The organism is Pseudomonas sp. 57B-090624, assembly GCF_003234055.1.
Taxonomy (GTDB): Bacteria; Pseudomonadota; Gammaproteobacteria; order Pseudomonadales; family Pseudomonadaceae; genus Metapseudomonas; species Metapseudomonas tohonis.
Genome location: NZ_QKRU01000009.1, coordinates 98,404 through 117,527 on the forward strand (window position 1 = coordinate 98,404; position 19,124 = coordinate 117,527).

The window sequence follows — 19,124 nt, forward strand, 5'->3', positions numbered from 1 at the left end:
CATTACGTCTTGAAGAAAGGACTGCCGGGAATGCACAGCGACCTGAAAACATGGACCCAAGACATCACCACCGTCCTCACCCAGCCCCCGGGCCAACCCCAGCTGCAGGCGCTGACCGACTGGCTGCAGCGCTTCGCCCCGGTCGATCACGTCTCGCTCTTTCTCTTCGAAGGCAGCGATGCGCCCTTGCCGCTGTTCCACACCTTGCCCGCCGAGCTGCAGGCCACCTTCATCGACGACTACCGGGGCGGCGCGTACCTGTTCGATCCGTTCTTCCTCGGCTGCACCTTCGAGCGGCCGGATGGCCTCTACAGCATGCGCACGCTGGCGCCGGGGAGCTTTCGGGACAACCACTACTTCCAGCTCTACTACCACCGCCTTGAGCTGAGCGAGGAGCTGGGCTTCTTCACCACGCCGGCGCCGGGGTGCCGCGCGGTGTTGTCGTTGATGCGCGGGCAGGGCGGGGCGGCGTTCGGCGAGGAGGAGCTGGAGCTGCTGGGCATCGCGACGCCGGTGGTACAGGAGGTGGTGCGCCTGGCCTGTGAGGCGCGCGGCCAGCCGCCGGCGGACGCGTTGCAGCCCAGCGACCATGTGCGCGAGGTGTTCAGCCTGTTTGCGCAGGAGCTGCTGACGCCGCGCGAGTGCAAGGTGGTGCAGCTGCTGTTGCAGGGCTATTCCAGCAGCGAGATCGCCCAGCAGTTGCGCATCACCCGGGGCACGGTGAAGGTCCACCGGCGCAACCTCTACGACAAGCTGGAGATCGGCACCCAGGCGGAGCTGTTCGGGTTGTTCGTGCGTGAGCTGATGGGCGCGCGGATGTTCAGCCGGCCGAGGCGTGCACGCCGTTGATTGCCGGGGTGTAAATCAGGCCGCCGGCATGCATCAGGGACGTCTCGCCAGGCTATGTCGATGCGCTGGGGGCGCTGCACGGGATCACCCGCTTGATCAGCTTGCCGATGGTCAGTCCCTGGACGAGGATCGAGAAGATCACCACCAGGTAGGTAAGGCTGACAATCACATCCCGACTTTCCCCGGCCGGTAGCGACAGCGCCAGTGCTACGGATATGCCGCCCCTCAAGCCCCCCCATGTCAGCACGCTCCAGGAACCCTGCGGTAAGCGGAAGCGATTGCCCAGCACGGCGATTGGCAGCCCGACGGTCAGCAGCCGCGCAGCCAGGGTGAGAACGACGGCCGCCAGGCCGGTGATGAAGAGCGATTGGGAAAACTGGATCAGGATCACTTCCAGCCCGATCAGGACGAACAGCACCGCATTGAGGATTTCATCGATGAGCTCCCAGAACATGTCGACGTTCTTCTGGGTCTGCTCGGACATGGCGTAGGTGCGCCCATGGTTGCCGATGATCAAGCCCATCACCACCATCGCCAGTGGCCCGGATACATGCAGGTGGGTGGCCAGGGCGTAGCCTCCGAGCACCGCTGCCAGGGTGATGAGGACTTCTTCCTGGTAGCTGTCGATGCTCTTGAGCATGCGATAGATGACGTAGCCGACCACTGCCCCCAATAGCGCTCCACCGCCGGCCTCCAGCGCCAGCAGATGGGCTGCGCCAGTGACCGTGGGCGCCTGCCCGCTGAGCACCATGGCCAGGATCAGCGAGAACAGCACGACGCTCACGCCATCGTTGAACAGGGATTCCCCCGATATCACCAACTCCACGCTCTTGGGCGCTCCCGCTGATTTCAGGATGCCCATCACGGCGATCGGGTCGGTGGGCGAGATCAAGGCTCCGAAGACGAGGCAGTAGGACAGTGGCAGTTGCAGGTCGATCAGTGACAGCAGGCCCCAGAGCGTGAAACCGATGAACAGCGTGGACAGCGTCGTGCCGACGACGGCCAGCGAAGCGACTTGCCATCTGTACGAGCGCAGCTCGGACAGGTCGACATGCAGGGCGCCGGCAAATAGCAGCAGCGAGAGCATGCCCTGCATGAGCAGCTCGGAGAAATCGATCGACTCCACGAATGACTGTTCCAGTGCATGAAACGCGTGAAAGCCGAGTGCATCGGCGGCCATGTTCAACAATGACAGGCCCAGCGCGATCCCCATGACTCCGATAGCGGGAGGGAGCCCCACATAGCGGCGATTGAGATAGGCGAGCAAAGCGGTGATGCAAAGAAATACAGCGGATATGTCAAGCATGGGGGGCGTATATCTCCACGACGATTACGTGACTTGTCGACCGACACGTGTTATTGGCGCCGCCCGCTTCATTGTTGGTCACACTCAAGGCGCCGGGGAGCGTACAGCATCGGCCGAGATTTTCAATGCGGCGAGTTCGTGCATGTGAAGCGGTTCGTTCAATGAATCCGGTGAGCCGTCGAGTCAGCCCGATGACCGGTGGCTGGACGTTATCGAACGATTGGATATCCACTGATCAAGTGTCTTTTGGCCGCCAATGTCGATATCCGTGCCTGTCGGCAAAGTTGCCATAACCTATTGAATGGTAAGAATTTATCAAGTCCAAGTTGAACGATTCGGCTGGAAGGTTAGAGCCATTGGTTTTGCATTTTTATCCGACATGGCGTTACGGTGTGCCCGGTTTAAGCACCTACCCGAACTGGGAGAACCGGATGCAGCAAGAGTTATTGGACTTCATTGCCGAGTATCAGTTTCTCGGCATTTCGCTGACAAATTGGATAGTGGCTGCGTGTGCTTCGATTGTCAGTTTCGTGCTGTTGAGAAGTGTCATCGCCTATGCGCTCAAGAGTATTCGCAGATCTGACGAAACACCCCATGCGCCGTTCAGCAATATCGCCGTTCTAGTACTCTCCGGCACCAGTAATACCTTGCTGTTGCTCGCGTCATTATTGATCGGTGTCGGGTTTCTCGACTTGCCGGAGCGCTGGCTGAGCCGGGTCGGCAACCTCTGGTTCGCGGTGGCTGCGTTGCAGATTGGCTTATGGGCCAATCGCGCCATTGCCCTGGCAGTCCGACGCTATTTCAAACGCACGACCTCCAGTGATCTGTTTCAGGGCAGCGCACTGGCAACGCTCAGCCTGTGGGGCGCCAAGGTCCTGCTCTGGGTCGTCGTCATCCTGGCGATGCTGTCGAATATCGGCGTCAACATCACCGCTTTCGTCGCCAGCCTGGGTGTGGGTGGTATCGCGATTGCGCTGGCGGTCCAGAACATCCTGGCGGATGTGTTCGCCTCGCTGTCCATTGCAGTGGACAAGCCCTTCGAAGTCGGTGACTTCATCGTGGTCGGCTCGCTCTCGGGGACGGTCGAGCATGTGGGCCTCAAGACCACTCGCATCCGTAGCCTGGGCGGTGAGCAGATCGTGATGGCGAACGCCGAGATGATCGGCAGCACCATCCAGAACTACAAGCGGCTGCAGGAGCGGAGGATCGTCTTCTCCATCGGGCTCACCTACGACTGCTCCACCGCGCAGGCGAGGGAAGTGCCCAGGAGAATGGAAAAGGTCATCCGCGCCCAGGCCAATACCCGGTTCGATCGGGCGCACTTCAAAGGCTTCGGCGACAGTGCGCTGGAGTTCGAGGCGGTCTACATCGTGCAGGACCCCGGCTACAACACCTACATGGACGTTCAGCAGGCCATCAACCTGGGGTTGATGGAAGAGTTCGCCGAACTGGGCGTCAGCTTCGCTTTCCCATCCCAGACGCTCTATGTGGCTTCGTTGCCGGAGGACATGTCGCTCCACCTGCGCCCCCCGAGGAGCACTTCACACGCAGCGGAGGCGCCACCGGTTTGAGTGGCTCCACTGGCGCCTTCACCGTTCAGGGGAGGCGCTCGACGCTTGCGATGAGTCGTGAATCAACCAGGGCAGCAGTGCGATGCACGGTTGCGGCCCGGTATTCGGGGTCGGCGAGCATGCCCAAGAATGCCTCTTTCGAGGGGTACCGCACGAGAATGATCTCATCCCACTGCTCTTCTTCCGGAGCGATGAGCGCCGCGTGGACGGCCGCGAGAACCTGGACCGCGCCGCCGGCCGCGGCGACTTTTTTCAAAGCGATGCGAGAGTACCGGGCATAGGCTTCACGGCCACTGCAGGCGGGATGGTCGTTCGCCGGGTAGTCGGCCTGCACCCTGAAACGCAGGAGGTTGAGCATCAGTACAGGTGTGCCCGAGGGCACCGCCTCATCGAAGTGCTCGAGTTGGGCTTTGCTTGGATTCAGGCTGGGCATGACATCTCTCCTGTGGGCGAGCGGGGACGATGGCGCTCCCGTCTGCTGCAGGTCAAGGCTCATGCAACGGGTGAATGTCGGCAGTGCGCCTTCTGAATTCTGGAAGCTAAAGCAAAACATCGACGAGAGCGGTCTACCTTGATGCCGCAACGATCCACCCGAGTCCAAAACCCATGTTGCCCACAAGGATGCACGTGCAATGAGTGATCCCACGAAGCCCAAGATCACCCTCAACCCCCCGGTGTTCTACAGCAGCGCCGTCCTCGTTTCACTGCTGGTGATCTATGCCGCTCTGTTCCAGGAGCATGCACAAGCCGTGTTCGACGACGTGCAGTGCTGGATCATCGTCAACGCCAGTTGGTTCTACATACTCGCGGTGGCGCTGGTGCTCATCAGCGTCGTGTTCATTGCCATCAGCCGCTACGGCGATATCAAGCTGGGGCCCGATCACAGTGAGCCGGAGTACAGAAGCAGCAGTTGGTTCGCCATGCTGTTTTCCGCCGGCATGGGCATCGGCCTGATGTTCTTCGGCGTGGCCGAGCCGGTCATGCACTTCATCACCCCGCCCGTAGGGGAGTCCGGAACGGTCGCCGCCGCGCGGGAGGCGATGAAGATCACCTTCTTCCACTGGGGGCTCCATGCGTGGGCGATCTACGCCATGGTCGCCTTGATCCTGGCTTACTTCAGCTTCCGCCACGGGCTGCCGTTGACCCTGCGTTCAGCGCTCTACCCGCTGATCGGCGAACGCATCCATGGCCCAATCGGTCATGCGGTGGATGTCTTCGCCATTCTGGGTACGGTGTTCGGCGTGGCGACATCCCTGGGTTATGGGGTGCTGCAGATCAATAGCGGCTTCCATCACCTTTTCGGCCTGCCGATCAACCCGACCATCCAGGTGATGCTGATCGCGGCCACCTGTTCCCTGGCCACCCTCTCGGTCGCCAGCGGCCTGAACAAGGGCATCCGCATTCTGTCCGAGCTCAACCTGAGCCTCGCTGTGATCCTGATGGTGTTCGTCCTGCTGCTCGGGCCGACGGTCTTCCTGCTGCAGGCCTATGTGCAGAACACCGGCTCCTACCTCTCCGACATCGTCAACAAGACCTTCAACCTCTACGCCTACGAGCCCACCGACTGGATCGGCGGCTGGACACTGCTCTACTGGGGATGGTGGCTGTCCTGGTCGCCGTTCGTAGGCCTGTTCATCGCGCGTATCTCACGCGGCAGGACGATCCGTGAGTTCGTCTGTGGCGTGCTCTTCGTGCCCGCCGCTTTCACGCTGCTGTGGATGACCATCTTCGGCGATACGGCCATACACATGATCCTCAACGAGGGGTTCGGTGAGCTGGCCAGGGTGGTCGACAAGGACAGCTCGCTGGCGCTGTTCGCCTTCCTCGAGCACTTCCCGTTCTCGGGGGTGATCTCCATGGTGGCGGTGCTGATGGTGATCGTGTTCTTCGTGACCTCTGCCGACTCCGGGGCGCTGGTCGTGGACATGCTCGCCTCCTCGGGGCACTCGCATTCCCCGCTCTGGCAACGCATCTTCTGGTCGGTCAGCATCGGCGTGGTCGCCATCACCCTGTTGCTGGCCAATGGGCTCAAGGCCTTGCAGACGGCGACCATCGCCAGTGCCTTGCCCTTCGCGGTGATCCTCCTGCTGTCCATCTGGGGGCTGTTCAAGGCGCTGCATCTGGACGCCACCCGCCGAGGGCTGCGCAACCAGGCCCTGCCCGCCGCGCGTCATGCGCGTCACCCTCACGGCGGCTGGCAGCGACGCCTGCGCAACATCGCCCTGATGCCGCGTCGTGCCCATGTGTCCCGCTTCATCGCCGAGGTGGTCAAGCCCGCCTGTGAGGAGGTCGCGGCGGAGTTGCGCAAGCAAGGCTACGAGGTCGCCGTGAATGAACGCGATGACGGCCGTGTCTCACTCGAGCTGTCCCTTGCCGGCGAGGGTCGCTTTCTCTACGAGGTCCGGCCGCGTGCGTTCACCACGCCGAGTTTCGTCATGCGCGATACCGAAGATGGCACCGAGGCGCGCAAGTATTTCCGTGCCGAGGTGCACCTTCGCCAGGGCGGCCAGGACTATGACGTGATGGGCTGGAGCCGGGACGATGTGATCGGGGACATCCTCGACCAGTACGAAAGGCATCTGCACTACCTGCACGTGGTGAGTTGAGGACGCTGCGGCAAGAGAGCGAAGGCGAGGAAGCCTGCAGGCGGCTGGTGCAATGGCCGCCCGCGCGACAGCCTCGCATTCGCTCGGCGCGGTGAGTTGAGCGCTCACCCTCGCGACGGCTTCTCCCCCAGCAACGCATTGAAGCCATCGATATCCATGGGCTTGCCGAGGAAATAGCCCTGGCCTTCCTCGCATGACATCGCCTTGAGCATGTCGAGATGCTCGGCGGTCTCGATCCCCTCTGCGGTCACGGTCAGCGACAAGGCGTGCCCCAGCTCCACGATCGCCCGGATGATCGCCTTGTCCTCCTCGCTGACGTGGGTGCGGTTGAGGAAGCTCCGGTCGATCTTCAGGCCGTCGAAGGGGAAGCTGCGCAGGTAGCTCAAGGACGAATACCCCGTTCCGAAGTCGTCCATCGCCAGGCGTACCCCCAGTGCCTTGAGCCTGTGCATCATCTCCAGCGCTCCTCCGGCATCGTCGAGCATGACGCTTTCGGTGATTTCCAGTTCGAGCCGGGAGGGGCTGATGGCTGAGTCGGCGAGCGCCTTGCCGATCCGCTCGGCCAGGCTGTCGCCCTTGAATTCGAGGGGTGAAAGATTCAATGACAGGAACAGCTGGGCCGGCCATCGCGCGGCCTGGTGGCAGGCGGTGGCGATCACCCAGTCACTCAGCGCGATGATCAGCCCGGTCTGCTCCGCAATGGGGATGAAGGTGCTCGGCGGCACCAGCCCGAGCTGGGGGTGCTGCCAGCGGACCAGGGCCTCGGCCCCCGTCATCTGCCCGTCGGCGAGGCGGTAGCGCGGCTGGACGTGCAGCCTCAGCTCCCCCTGCGTGATGGCGTTGCGCAGGTCGGTTTCCAGGCGCCGGCGCTCGATGATCCTGGCGTTCATCTCGCCCGAGTAGAACCGCCAGGTGCCACGGCCCGCCGCCTTGGCTTCGTACAGGGCGATGTCTGCATAGCGCAGCAGCTCGCTGGCTTCCGCCGCATCATTGGGCGCCATGGCGATGCCGATGCTGGCACTTACGTAGGTGGGCTGCTCGTTGATGCTGATGGGCCGCTTGATGGAGTCGAGCACGCGCTGGCACAGGGCTTCGACGTTGGCCTGCGAACCGATATGCGAGAGCAGCAGGACGAACTCGTCGCCCCCGATCCTGGCGACCAGGTCCTTGTGCCGGACGCAATCGGCCAGGCGATCCGAAATCTCGTTGAGCACCTGGTCCCCCGCCGCGTGGCCGAGCAGGTCGTTGACCGACTTGAAACGGTCCAGCCCGACGAAAAGCATCACCAGCGGCTGCTCGCGCGTCGGCCTGGCTTTCAGCTTGCCGTCGAGGAACTCCCTGAGCCGCGCACGGTTGGCGAGCCCCGTGAGGGCGTCATGGCGCGACAGGAACTCGATTCTCCGCCGCGCTTCGAGCTCTCCGGTCACATCGGTTGCGGTGCCTCGAAAGCCCCGGTCGTCGATGGCGCGCGCCGAAATACGGGTGACCCGCTCCTGGCCGCCGCAGCCGAGGAAGCGGCAGAGGATGCTGTTGTCGGCAGGGAGGCTGGTGCGGCTCAGCCACTGGGACAGGGTGCCGTTCTCGGGCGACAGCAGCGCGTCGATCGGTTGACCGATCCAGGCATCCCGGTCCAGCCCGGTGACCGCCTCGAAGCGCTCGGAAAGGAAGGTGAAGCGCCCCTGGCTGTCGATTTCCCATATCCAGTCGGAGCTGGTTTCCACGATGTCGCGAAAACGCGCCTCGCTGATCGCCAGGGCGTCCTGGCTGCGCTGCAGGGAGGCATAGCTCGCATCCAGCGCCATGGCGCCGACCGTGGTTCGGCGCAACAACGCCCAGGCCATCAGGCACACCAGCAACGCGATGACGCCCAGCAGCGGCAAGCCCAGCGCCAGCAGGCGCCGGCCGGGTCTTTCCGCGTTCCAATGGAGGCTGCCGGCGGCCCCGCGCTCGCCCAGGGCGAGAATCGTCTTGTCGTTCAGGTCGGCCGGGTTTGCAGTGCGCAGCCCCTCGACGCCGTACTCCTTGCCCAGTTGCTCCAGGGAGGCCGGGTCCAGGATGCGGACGAAGATCAATACCGAAGACGGCCCGGTATCCGGCCGTATGGACGGGTCCGCTCCCGGCGTGATGGCCGCTGCCGCGACCACGGCGGGCTGCCCGTCGATATCCACGAATGCCGTCACGGGGGTTTCCGACTCCGCTCCAAGGCGGGCCTGTTCGAGGAGTGGTCCCAGGGAGCGCTTGAACCAAAGCGAGGCGTCCGTGCGTTGCTGTCGGCCATTGATCACGGCGTACAGGGTGTGACCGGCGCCATCCACGACGAACACCCCTTGCAGCCCGAAGTCGTCGTACAGGGTCGGCCCCAGGTTCTGCCGGGCATAAGCCCATTCGGTGTTCACCTGCTGGTGCAGGTTGCGATAGGCATCCCCCCAGAACGCGTAGTCCCGGAGTGTCGAACGCAGCGACTTCTCCAGCGATTGAAGGGCCTTCTCGGTGTAGAACGCGCTCTCTATCTCCTCGGTCTTGTCCAGGTCATGCCCCAGGTAGATGAGCAGATAGGCGGCGAGCAGGAAGGCGCTGGTGAGCAGACCGAAGAACTTCAGAAGGGAAGCCCGCGTCAACGCCACGCTGGAGCGGTTGGGTAATGGCCTGTCCGTGCTCGGGGTTACGTCTGTCATCAAGTCCTCACGGGTGGAGAGCCGCGCGGCACGGCGCGGCCCAGGCCATTTCAGTTTATGTGAGCGCGGGGAAAATGCCGGGGAGTGTGCGCACGGCCGCCCGGGGTGCCATGCGGCAGCGGCCTGGAACAACGGACCTGCGCAGGGCGGAAAGTTGCAGGGGTTTGCGCGGCGAGGCCGTACCGGTGCGACCCCGGGCGGCATGAGGTGCACTGCGGCACGCCTTCCTGCACGGCACAGGGCGAGGTTCGGGTCTGGCTCGGAAGAGAGGCGATGCGCGTGTTCACGCCTCGCCTCCGCCGGGGCCGGTCAGGCGGCTGGTGCTGGCGATCCTTGCAGCAGGTACACCGTCAATCCGGCCAGCGCACAGGCCAGCAGCACCTGGATGACGCCGCGCTTGAAATGGAAGAGGGCGAGGGCGGCGGCCAGCGCGATCAGCGCCGAGGGCCAGTCGAAAGGCCCCGCGAACCCCTGCGGCCACAGCACGTGATAACCGAAGAACAGCGCCAGGTTGAGGATCACCCCGACCACCGCGGCCGTGATGGCCGTGAGGGGCGCCGTGAACTTCAGCTCGTTGTGAGTCGATTCCACCAGGGGCCCACCCGCGAGAATGAACAGGAAGGAGGGCAGGAAGGTGAACCAGGTGACCAGGCTGGCGGCGACCGCGCCGGCGAGGAAGGCATGCTCGGCGCCGAACACCTGCTGCACGTAGCCCCCCACGAAGCCGACGAACGCCACGACCATTATCAGGGGGCCCGGCGTCGTTTCACCCAGGGCCAGGCCATCGATCATCTGCGTGGGGGTGAGCCAGCCGTAATGGCCGACCGCGCCCTGGTAGACATAGGGCAGCACGGCATAGGCGCCGCCAAAGGTCAGCAGCGCCGCCTTGGTGAAGAACCAGCCCATTTGCGTCAGCGTGCCGTCCCAGCCGAACAGCGCAGTCAGCAGCCCCATGGGCACCACCCAGAGGGCCGCGCCTATCGCCGCCAGCGAGGCCAGGCGTGGCCAGCGGAAACGCGCATGGTCCGGCGTGGGGGTGTCGTCATCGATCAGCGCCGGGCCGTAGGACTGTCGGGCCGCGCCATGGCCACCGCCGACGCTGAAGACCTCCGGGGCGAGGCGCCCGCCGAAGTAACCGATGACGGCGGCTCCGAGCACGATCAGCGGGAACGGCAGGTTGAGGGCGAATATGGCCACGAACGAGGCGGCGGCTATCGCCCACAGCCAGTTGTTCTTCAAGGCGCGGGAGCCGATGCGGTGGGCGGCCTGGACCACGATCGCAGTGACGGCCGGCTTGATCCCGTAGAACAACCCGGCCACCACCGGAACGTCGCCGAAGGCGATGTAGACCCACGAGAGCGCGATCAGGATGAACAGCGAGGGCAGCACGAAGAGCGCCCCCGCGATCACACCGCCCCAGGTGCGGTGCATCAGCCAGCCGATGTAGGTCGCCAACTGCTGGGCCTCCGGGCCGGGCAGCAACATGCAGTAGTTCAAGGCATGCAGGAAGCGGCGCTCGGAGATCCACCGCCGGCGCTCCACCAGCTCCTGGTGCATGATCGAAATCTGCCCGGCCGGGCCGCCGAAGCTGATGAAACCGAGCTTGAGCCAGAACAGAAAGGCCTGGAACAGGCTGACGGGCTCGGTGCGGGCTGGATGCTGTTCAGCAGGCGGCAGGGTCGTCTCATCCATTGGGGGGCTCGTCTTTTGCGAATGCCGCCAGTAGCCGGTCGAAGAGGCAGGCAGCTGTCAGCAGGGGGTCGTCATTGGGAAGGGTTCGTGCCGCCCGGGCAACGCATGCGCGCTGCCCGGGCTTCGGTTGCGTGGCGTTGGCTTCAGGCAAGGCGATGAGCACGGATAGCCAGTTGTCCATACGGAGCTGAATGCGCAGTGGGTGATGAACTCTACGCTAATACTGTTTCAGGAAATCGTGGGAAACGGACAATCCCTCGATCGTTGCCCACCTCAACCTGGTTGCGTCGGGATCGACGGTGCCCCGGCGAGAACCCGTGTCCCTCCGCTACGGCAGGGCGGCCGAGGTTCCACGTGAGGCATGTGGCGACCCGTCCATGCCACCGCTGGGCATGACCGCTGCGTAGGGTGGAGGTCGCTTCTCACCTCCACCAGCGGTGCCACGGCGTGCTGCGAAGGGTGGACGGGGGAGGGCCGTCCACCTGTGTACCGGGCATTTCGCGAGTGAATTCGCTCCCACGCAAAGCGCCGTGCCACCGCTGGGCATGACCGCTGCGTAGAGTGGAGGTCGCTTTTCACCTCCACCAGCGGTGCCACGGCGTGCTGCGAAGGGTGGGGCGGGTGGAGCGCCGTCCGCCTGCGTGCCGGCATTTCGCAAGTGAATTCTTCCACGGAACGGCGCCGCGCTTTTCGTGGCGATGGTACGGCTCACCCCGGAGCCGGTCAGAAGCGCTCGTCCACCATGCGGAAGGGGTAGGGCACGGATTTGTAGCGGCCGATCTTGCCGCGCTTGGGCAGCTCGACCTTCTGCTCCCTGGTGATGTCCTGGTAGGGCACTTGCGCCAGCAGGTGGCTGATGATGTTCAGGCGCACGCGCCGCTTGTCTTCGGAGCGCGCCATGTACCAGGGCGCCCAGGAGGAGTCGGTGGCGGCGAACATCTCGTCGCGGGCGCGGGTGTAGTCGTCCCAGCGGCGGAAGGACTTGATGTCCATGGGCGAGAGCTTCCACACCTTGCGGCCGTCGTGGATGCGCGCTTCCAGGCGCCTTTGCTGTTCCTCGGCGCTGACTTCGAGCCAGTACTTGATGAGGAGGATGCCGGACTCGACGATCATCCTCTCGAACAGCGGCACCACGGACAGGAACTTGGTGGCCTGCTCCTCGGTGCAGAAGCCCATGACCCGCTCGACGCCGGCGCGGTTGTACCAGCTGCGGTCGAAGATCACCACCTCACCGGCCGCAGGCATGTGGTGCAGGTAGCGCTGGCCGTACATCTGGGTCTTCTCCCGCTCGGTGGGGGCCGGCAGCGCCACCACCCGGAACACCCGAGGGCTGACCCGCTCGGTGATCGCCTTGATGGTGCCGCCCTTGCCGGCACCGTCGCGGCCTTCGAAGATCACGCAGACCTTCAGCCCCTTGGCCACCACCCACTGCTGCAGCTTGACCAGTTCGATGTGCAGGCGTTTCAGCTCCTTCTCGTAGACCTTGCGCTCCAGCCTCTCGGCGACCTGTCGGTTCTTCTTGGCCATGTCCGTGCTCTCAGTGGAAGGGGAAGATGTAGTTCATCCACGCGGCCATGCGCAGGAGGATCTTGCGCATGATGGCGACGTGGTGGAAATGCTCGGAGTACAGCGCCGCCTGCCCGTAGGCGCCCCCCGGCATCAGGCTGCGGTACTGCTCGAAGTCGGGGTCGGTCACCTCCAGCACCACCGGCACGCGGCCCGGTGGGGGTGAGCCGGTGAAGCCGATCAGGTTGCCGCTGGGCTGCACCTGGCCTTCGGCGATCACCGGCATGACCATCTTCACGCGTGCCGCGAAGACCTCGCCGGGGATGCCGTCGAAGGCGATTTCCGCCTCGTCGCCCAGGGACAGGCGCAGCTGGCTGTTCTGCCGCATCCAGGCCACGTAGGAGTGGTCTTCCAGGGGCACGAAGACCATGGCCGGGCGCAGCGGCATCTTCACCGCGTAGATGCCCGGGCGCAGCGACACCTGGGTGACGTAGCCCTTGCTCGGCGCGCGGACGGTGGTGTTGTCCAGTTCGAACTGGGCGATGTTGAGCTGGGCCTGGAGGTCGTCCATGCGCGCCCGGGTGGTGTCGACGTCACGCAGGTTGCCGACGTTGCGCCGCGCCAGTTCGCTGGCGCGGAACTGGTCGGCCTTGGCCGAGACGAGCTGGGCCTTGAGCGACTTGACCCGGTTCTCGAAGGGCGTCGGGTCGATGCGGAACAGCACGTCGCCCTTCTCCAGGATGCGGTTGCCCTGCACCGGCACCTCGATCACCTGGCCGCTCACGGCGGGCACGATCGGCGTGCTGACGAAGTAGCTGCGCGAGACCTCGGAGTAGGGGTGGTTGTAGTTCATCAGGAAGATCAGCGTGCCGATCAGGACGATGCCGCCCAGCACCGCCGTCGGCACGGTCCACTTGTTCAGCGGGATGCGGAACAGCTTGAAGATCGCCACGCAGATCGCGGTGTAGGTGAGGATGAGCAACAGGTCCATGGCTCAACCCTCCTGCCTTGGCAGTTCCACGGGCGCTTCGGCTGGTACGGCGGGGGGAGCCTCCAGGGCGGCCAGGCGCAGCTTCAGCTCGCCCAGCTCACGTTCCAGCTCCTGCAGGCGGGCGTCGTCCACGGGCGTCGGCTTCGGCGTGGCGGAGAAGCCCCAGCCGCGATCCTCGCGGTAGAGCGTTGCCCAGATCCACAGGAACGGCCAGATGGCGTGGAGGGTGAACAGGCTGATCCAGCCTGCGACGTGAATGGCATCCTGTTGCGGATGCTTGCGGTGCACGGCGATTTCATAGGGGATGTCGTGAATCGCGATGACACCGTAGAACAGCACGATACCCACGAAAATGAGTATTCCCAGCGCGACGTAGTCGAGCATTCCGGCCTCCTTGGCACCTGTGTGCAACTAAGGACGCTAGCAGGCAAAACGGAGCGGCGCTTCGCCCGTATGTCGCCTCGGGCGGCGGTGTTCGTGGCGGTGGATCGCGGCCTTGCGGCGCGGCGATTTCCACCCCCTTTGCGCGCGCAATTACGCAGCCCGGACTGAAGTCCGGGCTACGGGCTTCGTAGGATGGCGTAGAGCGAAGCGAAACCCATGCCGTGGGCGTTTCAGCCGTCCCCTGCCTTGCCTGGAGCACCGAGCACGGGTGCGCGCGGCACACCCTGCACGAGCCCAGCCCCTGGCACCGTAGCCCGGGCTACCGACGGGCTTCGTAGGATGGCGTAGAGCGAAGCGAAACCCATGCCGTGGGCGTTTCAGCCGTCCCCTGCCTTGCCTGAAGCACCGAGCAGCGGTGCGCGCGGCACACCCTGCACGAGCCCAGCCCCTGGCACCGTAGCCCGGGCTACCGACGGGCTTCGTAGGATGGCGTAGAGCGAAGCGAAACCCATGCCGTGGGCGTTTCAGCCGTCCCCGGCCTTGCCGGAAACACCGAGCAGCGGTGCGCGCGGCAACCCTGCACGAGCCCAGCCCCTGGCACCGTAGCCCGGGCTACCGACGGGCTTCGTAGGATGGCGTAGAGCGAAGCGAAACCCATGCCGTGGGCGTTTCAGCCTTCCCCTGCCTTGCCTGGAGCACCGAGCACGGGTGCGCGCGGCACACCCTGCACGAGCCCAGCCCCTGGCACCGTAGCCCGGGCTACCGACGGGTCATTCCAGATGCTCGGGGTTCACCGGGTCGCCGGATTTCATGTTCAGTTGCGCGCGCACGTCCTCGAACATGGCGTCGTAGTGCTTGTGCATCGAGCCGATGCCGCTCAGGGCCTTGGGTATGCCGTACTTCTCCGCGATCTTGGTCACGTTGCTGGCGAAGTTGTAGGCCAGGTCCTTGGGCAGGAAGAAGGTCTCCTTGAGCTCCTTGCCCATGATGCTGCCGTGCAGGGTGAAGAGCATGCCCTTGCCTTCCTTCGGGTCCTGGGAGACTTCGTAGTCGATGCACAGGTTGTAGCTGACGTCGTGCTCGTTCAGCGCGTGACGCTCGATGTGCAGGTGGCCGGGTTCGAATGTCGCCATGACGTTTCTCCTTCCTCAATCGCGTGGAATCGCTGAGCCAGCGCCAAGAATAGAACAGACTCGCCAGGGCCTGGAACCGGCTTCTGCCTGCCCTGGCCAGGGCCTTCTACGGGCATTGCCCCTTGTCGCTGCCGGCCGTCCGGACGATGGCTTCGGCCAGGCGCTCGATGTTCTTCTGGTGGGCGATGACGAGGGCGTCGATGCTGGCGCCGGCAGGCGTCTGCAGGGTGCTGCGGCAGCTCACCAGGGCCTTGTCGCCGGCGTCTGCGGGGCGCAGGCGCCAGCGCACGTCGAGCAGCGCGTAGCGGCCGGGCAAGGAGTCGAAGCGCTGCACGTCCAGGCGCACCGAAGCCCGGCGCGGCAGGCTGCTGTTGGCGAGCTGGTTCTCCAGGGCGCTGCTCATCTCGTCCACGAGGCTCGCCCCCCACCATTCGGTCTCCAGGATCACCAGGCCGCTGTCGCCCTGGCGGATGACGATCTGCGGGCGGTCCACCTGTGGGGGCACGCTGATGCCTTCGATCTGGATGTCCGCCCCCGCCGGCCGGCCATCGCCGGCCCGAAGAGGGGTCAGGGTGTGGAAGTTGATCGGGTCGCTGCGGCAGGCGGCGAGCAGCAGCAGGCCGGCGCTGAGCACGAGCTTGATCGGGTCGGTCATGGGTTCGCTCCTGTGTTCATTGGCTCGGCGGTGCCGACAGGCCGCCGGGGGTGGCGTTCTCGGGCCGCCCGCGGATCAGCGATTCGGGGTGCCGTCCCAGGTAGTCGGAGAGTTCGCGCAGCGAGCGCGACATGCGCTCCAGCTCGTCGAGGGTCTGCGTCAGCTGCTCGCGTTGCGGCGAGTCCTCGGCGAGCGTGGAGCTGGCCGACCGCAGCGTCTTGCTGACGTCTTCGAGGGTGGTCTGCACGCCGGGCAGCGTCTTGCCGTTGAACTGCGCGAGCACCTTGCGCAGCTCCACCAGGTTGTTGTCGAGGTTGTTGGCGATCCGCTCCACCGGCAGCTTGCTGAGCTTGTCGACCACGGCCTGCAACTGTTCCTGCACCTTCTCGAAGCTGCCGGGGAGGGTGGGGATGCTCACCGGACGGGCGCTGGGGTCGAAGGCCACCTTCGGCGCCTTGGGATAGAAGTCGAGGGAAATGTACAGCTGCCCGGTCAGCAGGTTGCCGGTGCGGGCCTGGGCGCGTAGCCCCTTGTCGATGAAGGTGCCCATGAGGCGGGCGCCGCCGGCCTCGTCGCTGGGGTCGTGCTGCACTGCCTGGAGCAGCTTGATGTGCGCCTGGCCGAGCAGCTGCGGATAGATGACGATGCCGACGTCCACCGGGAAGCTGTGCTTCTGCGCGTCGTAGTCCAGGTTGACCGTGACCACCTTGCCGATCTCGACGCCGAGGAATTCCACCGGGGCGCCCACCTTCAGGCCGCGCAGCGACTGGTCGAAGCGCAGGCGCAGGTACTGCGCCTTGCCGCTGGGCGGGGCGAGGGCGGCCTGCTGGTCGTCGAACAGCTCGTAGGCCCTGTTCTCGGCAGCGGGCCGGTCGTTGGGGCTGTAGTCGGGGGCGCGGAAGGCGATGCCGCCGACCAGCAGCGACGACAGCGATTCGGTCTTCACCGCGACGCCGTTGGCGCCGAGGTTCACGTCGATGCCGCTGGCGTTCCAGAAGCGGGTGTTCTCGGTGACGAACCTGTCGTTGGGCGCATGCACGAACACTTCGATGCTCACCCCCTTGCCGTCTTCGTCCAGGTTGTAGGCCACCACCTGGCCGACGGGGATCTTGCGGAAGTACAGGGGCGAGCCGATGTCCAGCGAGCCCAGGTCCGGGGCATGCAGGGTGAAGCGCCGGCCGGGCTCGCCATAGGTGATCGGCGGCGGGTTCTCCAGGCCGACGAACACCTTGGCGCGGCGGGTGGCCTGGCCGGTGTCGGCACCGATGTAGTCGCCGGAGAGCAGGGTGTCGATGCCCGATACGCCGCCCGCGCCGATGCGTGGCCGCACCACCCAGAACTGCGAGTCCTCGCGGGTGAAGCTTTCCGCCTCCTTGGCCAGTTCGAGGGTGGCGTCGACGCTTTTCTGGTCCTTGCTCAGCGCCACCTCGGAGACATGGCCGATCACCACGTTGCGGTACTTGACCTCGGTCTTGTTGGCCGTGAGGCCGCTGCCGGTCTTGAAGGTGACGGTGATGGTCGGCCCGCGCTGCATCCAGCTGTGCACCACCAGCGACAGGCCCACCAGCACCGCGACCATGGGCACGATCCAGACCAGTGAAACACTGAAGCGGCGGGTCTTCACCAGGGGCCGGCCGGGGCCTGTCTCACGGGTTTCCGCGCTCATCCCTGACCTCCTCGTCATCGGGTGTATCCCAGATCAGCCGGGGGTCGAAGCTCATCGCGGCGAGCATCGTGAATACCACCACCAGGCCGAAGAAAAGAATCCCCGCGCGCGGTTCGATCTCGCCCAGGGACTGGAACTTCACCAGCGCCGCCACCAGGGCGACCACGATCACGTCGAGCATCGACCAGTAGCCGATCAGCTCGACCAGGCGGTACAGGCCGGAGCGCTCCCGGCGCGCCCAGGAGGAGCGGCGCTGGACGGTGACCAGCAGCAGGGTGAGCACCACGAACTTGAGCCCCGGCACCGCGATGCTGGCGATGAAGATGATCAGCGCGATGTCCCAGGCGCCGTGCTGCCAGAACTCCAGCACGCCGCTCATGATGGTGCTGTCGGTGCCGTTGCCGAACAGGCTGGTGTTCATCACCGGCAGCAGGTTGGCGGGGACGTAGAACACCAGCGAGGCGAGCAGGAAGGCCCAGGTGCGGCTAAGGGAATTGGTCTTGCGCGCATGCAGTGGCGCTCCGCAGCGCTCGCACTGGTGGGCGTGGCGGGTGATGTCGCAGGCCTTGCCGCAGCTGTGGCAGAGGCACAGGGCGAGCTCGCTGGCCAGCGGCGGCGTGCTCATGGCAGCCCCCAGAGTTCGCGCACGTCGCGCCCGGCGATGCGGATCAGCAGCAGGGCGAGCACGGCCAGGGCGAACAGGCCGACGTGGGGGATGACCTCGAGCATGCCGGCCAGCTTGAACACCGCCACCAGCGCGCCCAGCAGGCAGACCTCGAGCATGCTCCAGGGGCGCAGGGACTCCAGCCAGCGCATGCACAGGCGGAAGCCCGGCGCGCGGCGCTGGCGCAGGCCGAAGGCGAGCACCCAGCACAGCAACAGCAACTGGAAGAGCGGCGCGATGATGATGGAGATGGCCGCCACCAGGGCGATGAAGGTGATGGGCCCCTGGCTCAGTGCCAGCACCGAATCCCACAGCGTGGCGCTGCTCTTGAGGCCCTTCAGGCTGATGCTCATGACCGGATAGAAGTTGGCGAACACCCAGAGCACCAGGGCGGTGAGGCTCAGCGCCAGGCGTTGCTCGATGGTCAGGCCGTTGTAGCGCTGCAGCACGCCGCCGCATCGCGAGCAGTGCGCCGTCTGGTGCCGGGCCAGCGTGAGCTTCTCGAACACGCAGTCGCAGTGCTCACAGATGATCAACTCGTCGTGATTCGCCATACGCCTCTCTATCGTGTACCGAAGCCTTGCCGCCCGCCTCTCCGGGGCGAAGACGGGCAGCGTCAAAGCGGAACGACACCGACAGAAGTGTGGATCAAAGAATCCCGATTGCGAGTGCGAAGGTGCAGAAAGCGCAGTGGGGCCGCGAGTCGGGGCCTCAGCGGATGCGCGCTTCGAAGTGGGCGTCGTAGTCGCCTGTGACGGGCATCTCCAGCGGCGCTTGCCCGTCGATGCCGGCCAGCCGTTGGCGCCAGTCGCCGAGGATGGCGCCGCGCGCCGCATCGTCCAGGTAGGGCACGTGGTAGGCGAAGAAGGGCTCCAGCACATCGAAGCCGGTATAGCCCAGGGTGCCCTTGAGCAGCGGGCGGAAGAGCTCGCGCAAATCGTCGTGGATGCCTTCGGCGGAGAACATCCGTTCGCGCCCGCCCAGGGTGGCGCAGACCAGCGCGCGCTTGCCGCGCATGCCGCCCTGGTCGAAGATCCGCCGCCCGCCGTAGAACAGGCCGGAGACGAACACGCGGTCGATCCAGCCCTTGAGGAGGGCGGGCATGGAATACCAGTAGACCGGGAAGCTGAGGATCAGCAGGTCGCAGCGCCGGACCTTGTCGATCTCCGCCTGGATGTCCGGTTGCAGAAGGCCGTGCTTCACCGCGTTGCGCTGCTCCAGGGCATAGACCAGGTAGTCGGCATCGGCCCGCTCGGTGAAGTCCCGCTCGCTCGCCACCGGGTCGAAGCCCATGGCATGGAGGTCGGAGACCTCCACGCTGGCGTCGAGGCCACGGAAGTGCTCGGCCGCCGCCCGGCAGAGCGCCGAGCAGAAGGACGCGGGTTCGGGATGGGCGTGCACGATCAGGACGTTCATAAAGGCACCT

The 19,124-nt window shown here is 65.2% G+C and carries 16 protein-coding genes; 3 read left to right on the forward strand and 13 right to left on the reverse strand.

What is annotated here, in order from left to right; genetic code table 11:
• Positions 1-30 precede the first annotated feature (30 nt).
• The gene (locus DMX10_RS06270) at positions 31-849 is read left to right on the forward strand and encodes a LuxR C-terminal-related transcriptional regulator (RefSeq protein WP_111260285.1); all 819 of its coding nucleotides are present in this window, start codon (positions 31-33) and stop codon (positions 847-849) included.
• 52 nt (positions 850-901) lie between these two features.
• Here DMX10_RS06270 and DMX10_RS06275 read toward each other — a convergent pair whose 3' ends face one another.
• On the reverse strand, positions 902-2,155 hold the full coding sequence (locus DMX10_RS06275) for a sodium:proton antiporter (RefSeq protein ID WP_111260286.1): 1,254 nt from the start codon (positions 2,153-2,155) through the stop codon (positions 902-904).
• A gap of 431 nt (positions 2,156-2,586) precedes the next feature.
• Between DMX10_RS06275 and DMX10_RS06280 the strand changes: the two genes are divergently transcribed.
• Positions 2,587-3,726, forward strand: a complete 1,140-nt coding sequence (locus DMX10_RS06280) for a mechanosensitive ion channel family protein (RefSeq protein WP_111260287.1) — start codon at positions 2,587-2,589, stop codon at positions 3,724-3,726.
• A 25-nt stretch (positions 3,727-3,751) separates the two neighbouring features.
• Here the strand turns inward: DMX10_RS06280 and DMX10_RS06285 are convergent, their stop codons facing one another.
• Positions 3,752-4,159, reverse strand: a complete 408-nt coding sequence (locus DMX10_RS06285) for a DUF1330 domain-containing protein (protein WP_111260288.1) — start codon at positions 4,157-4,159, stop codon at positions 3,752-3,754.
• 199 nt (positions 4,160-4,358) lie between these two features.
• Between DMX10_RS06285 and DMX10_RS06290 the strand changes: the two genes are divergently transcribed.
• Entirely contained in the window at positions 4,359-6,332 is a 1,974-nt protein-coding gene (locus tag DMX10_RS06290; RefSeq protein WP_111260289.1) for a choline BCCT transporter BetT, read from the forward strand.
• Between the two features lie 104 nt (positions 6,333-6,436).
• Here DMX10_RS06290 and DMX10_RS06295 read toward each other — a convergent pair whose 3' ends face one another.
• The 11 genes from DMX10_RS06295 to DMX10_RS06345 all read right to left on the reverse strand — a co-directional run bounded on the left by DMX10_RS06295 (position 6,437) and on the right by DMX10_RS06345 (position 19,114).
• A complete protein-coding gene (locus DMX10_RS06295; protein WP_111260290.1) occupies positions 6,437-9,007 on the reverse strand; it encodes an EAL domain-containing protein in 2,571 nt (856 codons plus the stop codon).
• Between the two features lie 309 nt (positions 9,008-9,316).
• Positions 9,317-10,699 carry a chromate efflux transporter gene (gene chrA, locus DMX10_RS06300; RefSeq protein ID WP_111260291.1) on the reverse strand — a complete coding sequence of 461 codons (1,383 nt, stop codon included), beginning with the start codon at positions 10,697-10,699 and terminating at the stop codon, positions 9,317-9,319.
• Positions 10,700-11,422: 723 nt separating this feature from the next.
• Positions 11,423-12,226 (reverse strand): polyphosphate kinase 2, encoded by an 804-nt coding sequence (gene ppk2 / locus DMX10_RS06305; protein ID WP_111260292.1) that lies wholly within the window; start codon positions 12,224-12,226, stop codon positions 11,423-11,425.
• 10 nt (positions 12,227-12,236) lie between these two features.
• Positions 12,237-13,196, reverse strand: coding sequence for an HlyD family secretion protein (locus tag DMX10_RS06310; RefSeq protein WP_111260293.1), 960 nt, complete (start codon positions 13,194-13,196; stop codon positions 12,237-12,239).
• 3 nt (positions 13,197-13,199) lie between these two features.
• Positions 13,200-13,580, reverse strand: a complete 381-nt coding sequence (locus DMX10_RS06315) for a DUF3302 domain-containing protein (RefSeq protein WP_111260294.1) — start codon at positions 13,578-13,580, stop codon at positions 13,200-13,202.
• 770 nt (positions 13,581-14,350) lie between these two features.
• Positions 14,351-14,713 carry a DUF5064 family protein gene (locus DMX10_RS06320; protein ID WP_111260295.1) on the reverse strand — a complete coding sequence of 121 codons (363 nt, stop codon included), beginning with the start codon at positions 14,711-14,713 and terminating at the stop codon, positions 14,351-14,353.
• Positions 14,714-14,819: 106 nt separating this feature from the next.
• On the reverse strand, positions 14,820-15,368 hold the full coding sequence (locus DMX10_RS06325; protein ID WP_111260296.1) for a membrane integrity-associated transporter subunit PqiC: 549 nt from the start codon (positions 15,366-15,368) through the stop codon (positions 14,820-14,822).
• A 16-nt stretch (positions 15,369-15,384) separates the two neighbouring features.
• Positions 15,385-17,034 (reverse strand): intermembrane transport protein PqiB, encoded by a 1,650-nt coding sequence (locus tag DMX10_RS06330; RefSeq protein ID WP_111260297.1) that lies wholly within the window; start codon positions 17,032-17,034, stop codon positions 15,385-15,387.
• On the reverse strand, positions 17,015-17,659 hold the full coding sequence (locus DMX10_RS06335) for a paraquat-inducible protein A (protein WP_111260298.1): 645 nt from the start codon (positions 17,657-17,659) through the stop codon (positions 17,015-17,017). Before DMX10_RS06335 ends, DMX10_RS06330 begins: the two co-directional genes overlap by 20 nt.
• On the reverse strand, positions 17,656-18,252 hold the full coding sequence (locus DMX10_RS06340) for a paraquat-inducible protein A (RefSeq protein ID WP_111260299.1): 597 nt from the start codon (positions 18,250-18,252) through the stop codon (positions 17,656-17,658). The genes DMX10_RS06335 and DMX10_RS06340 overlap by 4 nt, the downstream gene beginning before the upstream one ends.
• A 157-nt stretch (positions 18,253-18,409) precedes the next feature.
• Complete coding sequence (locus DMX10_RS06345) at positions 18,410-19,114, reverse strand: NAD(P)H-dependent oxidoreductase (protein WP_111260300.1); 705 nt, start codon at positions 19,112-19,114, stop codon at positions 18,410-18,412.
• Between the last annotated feature and the right edge of the window lie 10 nt (positions 19,115-19,124).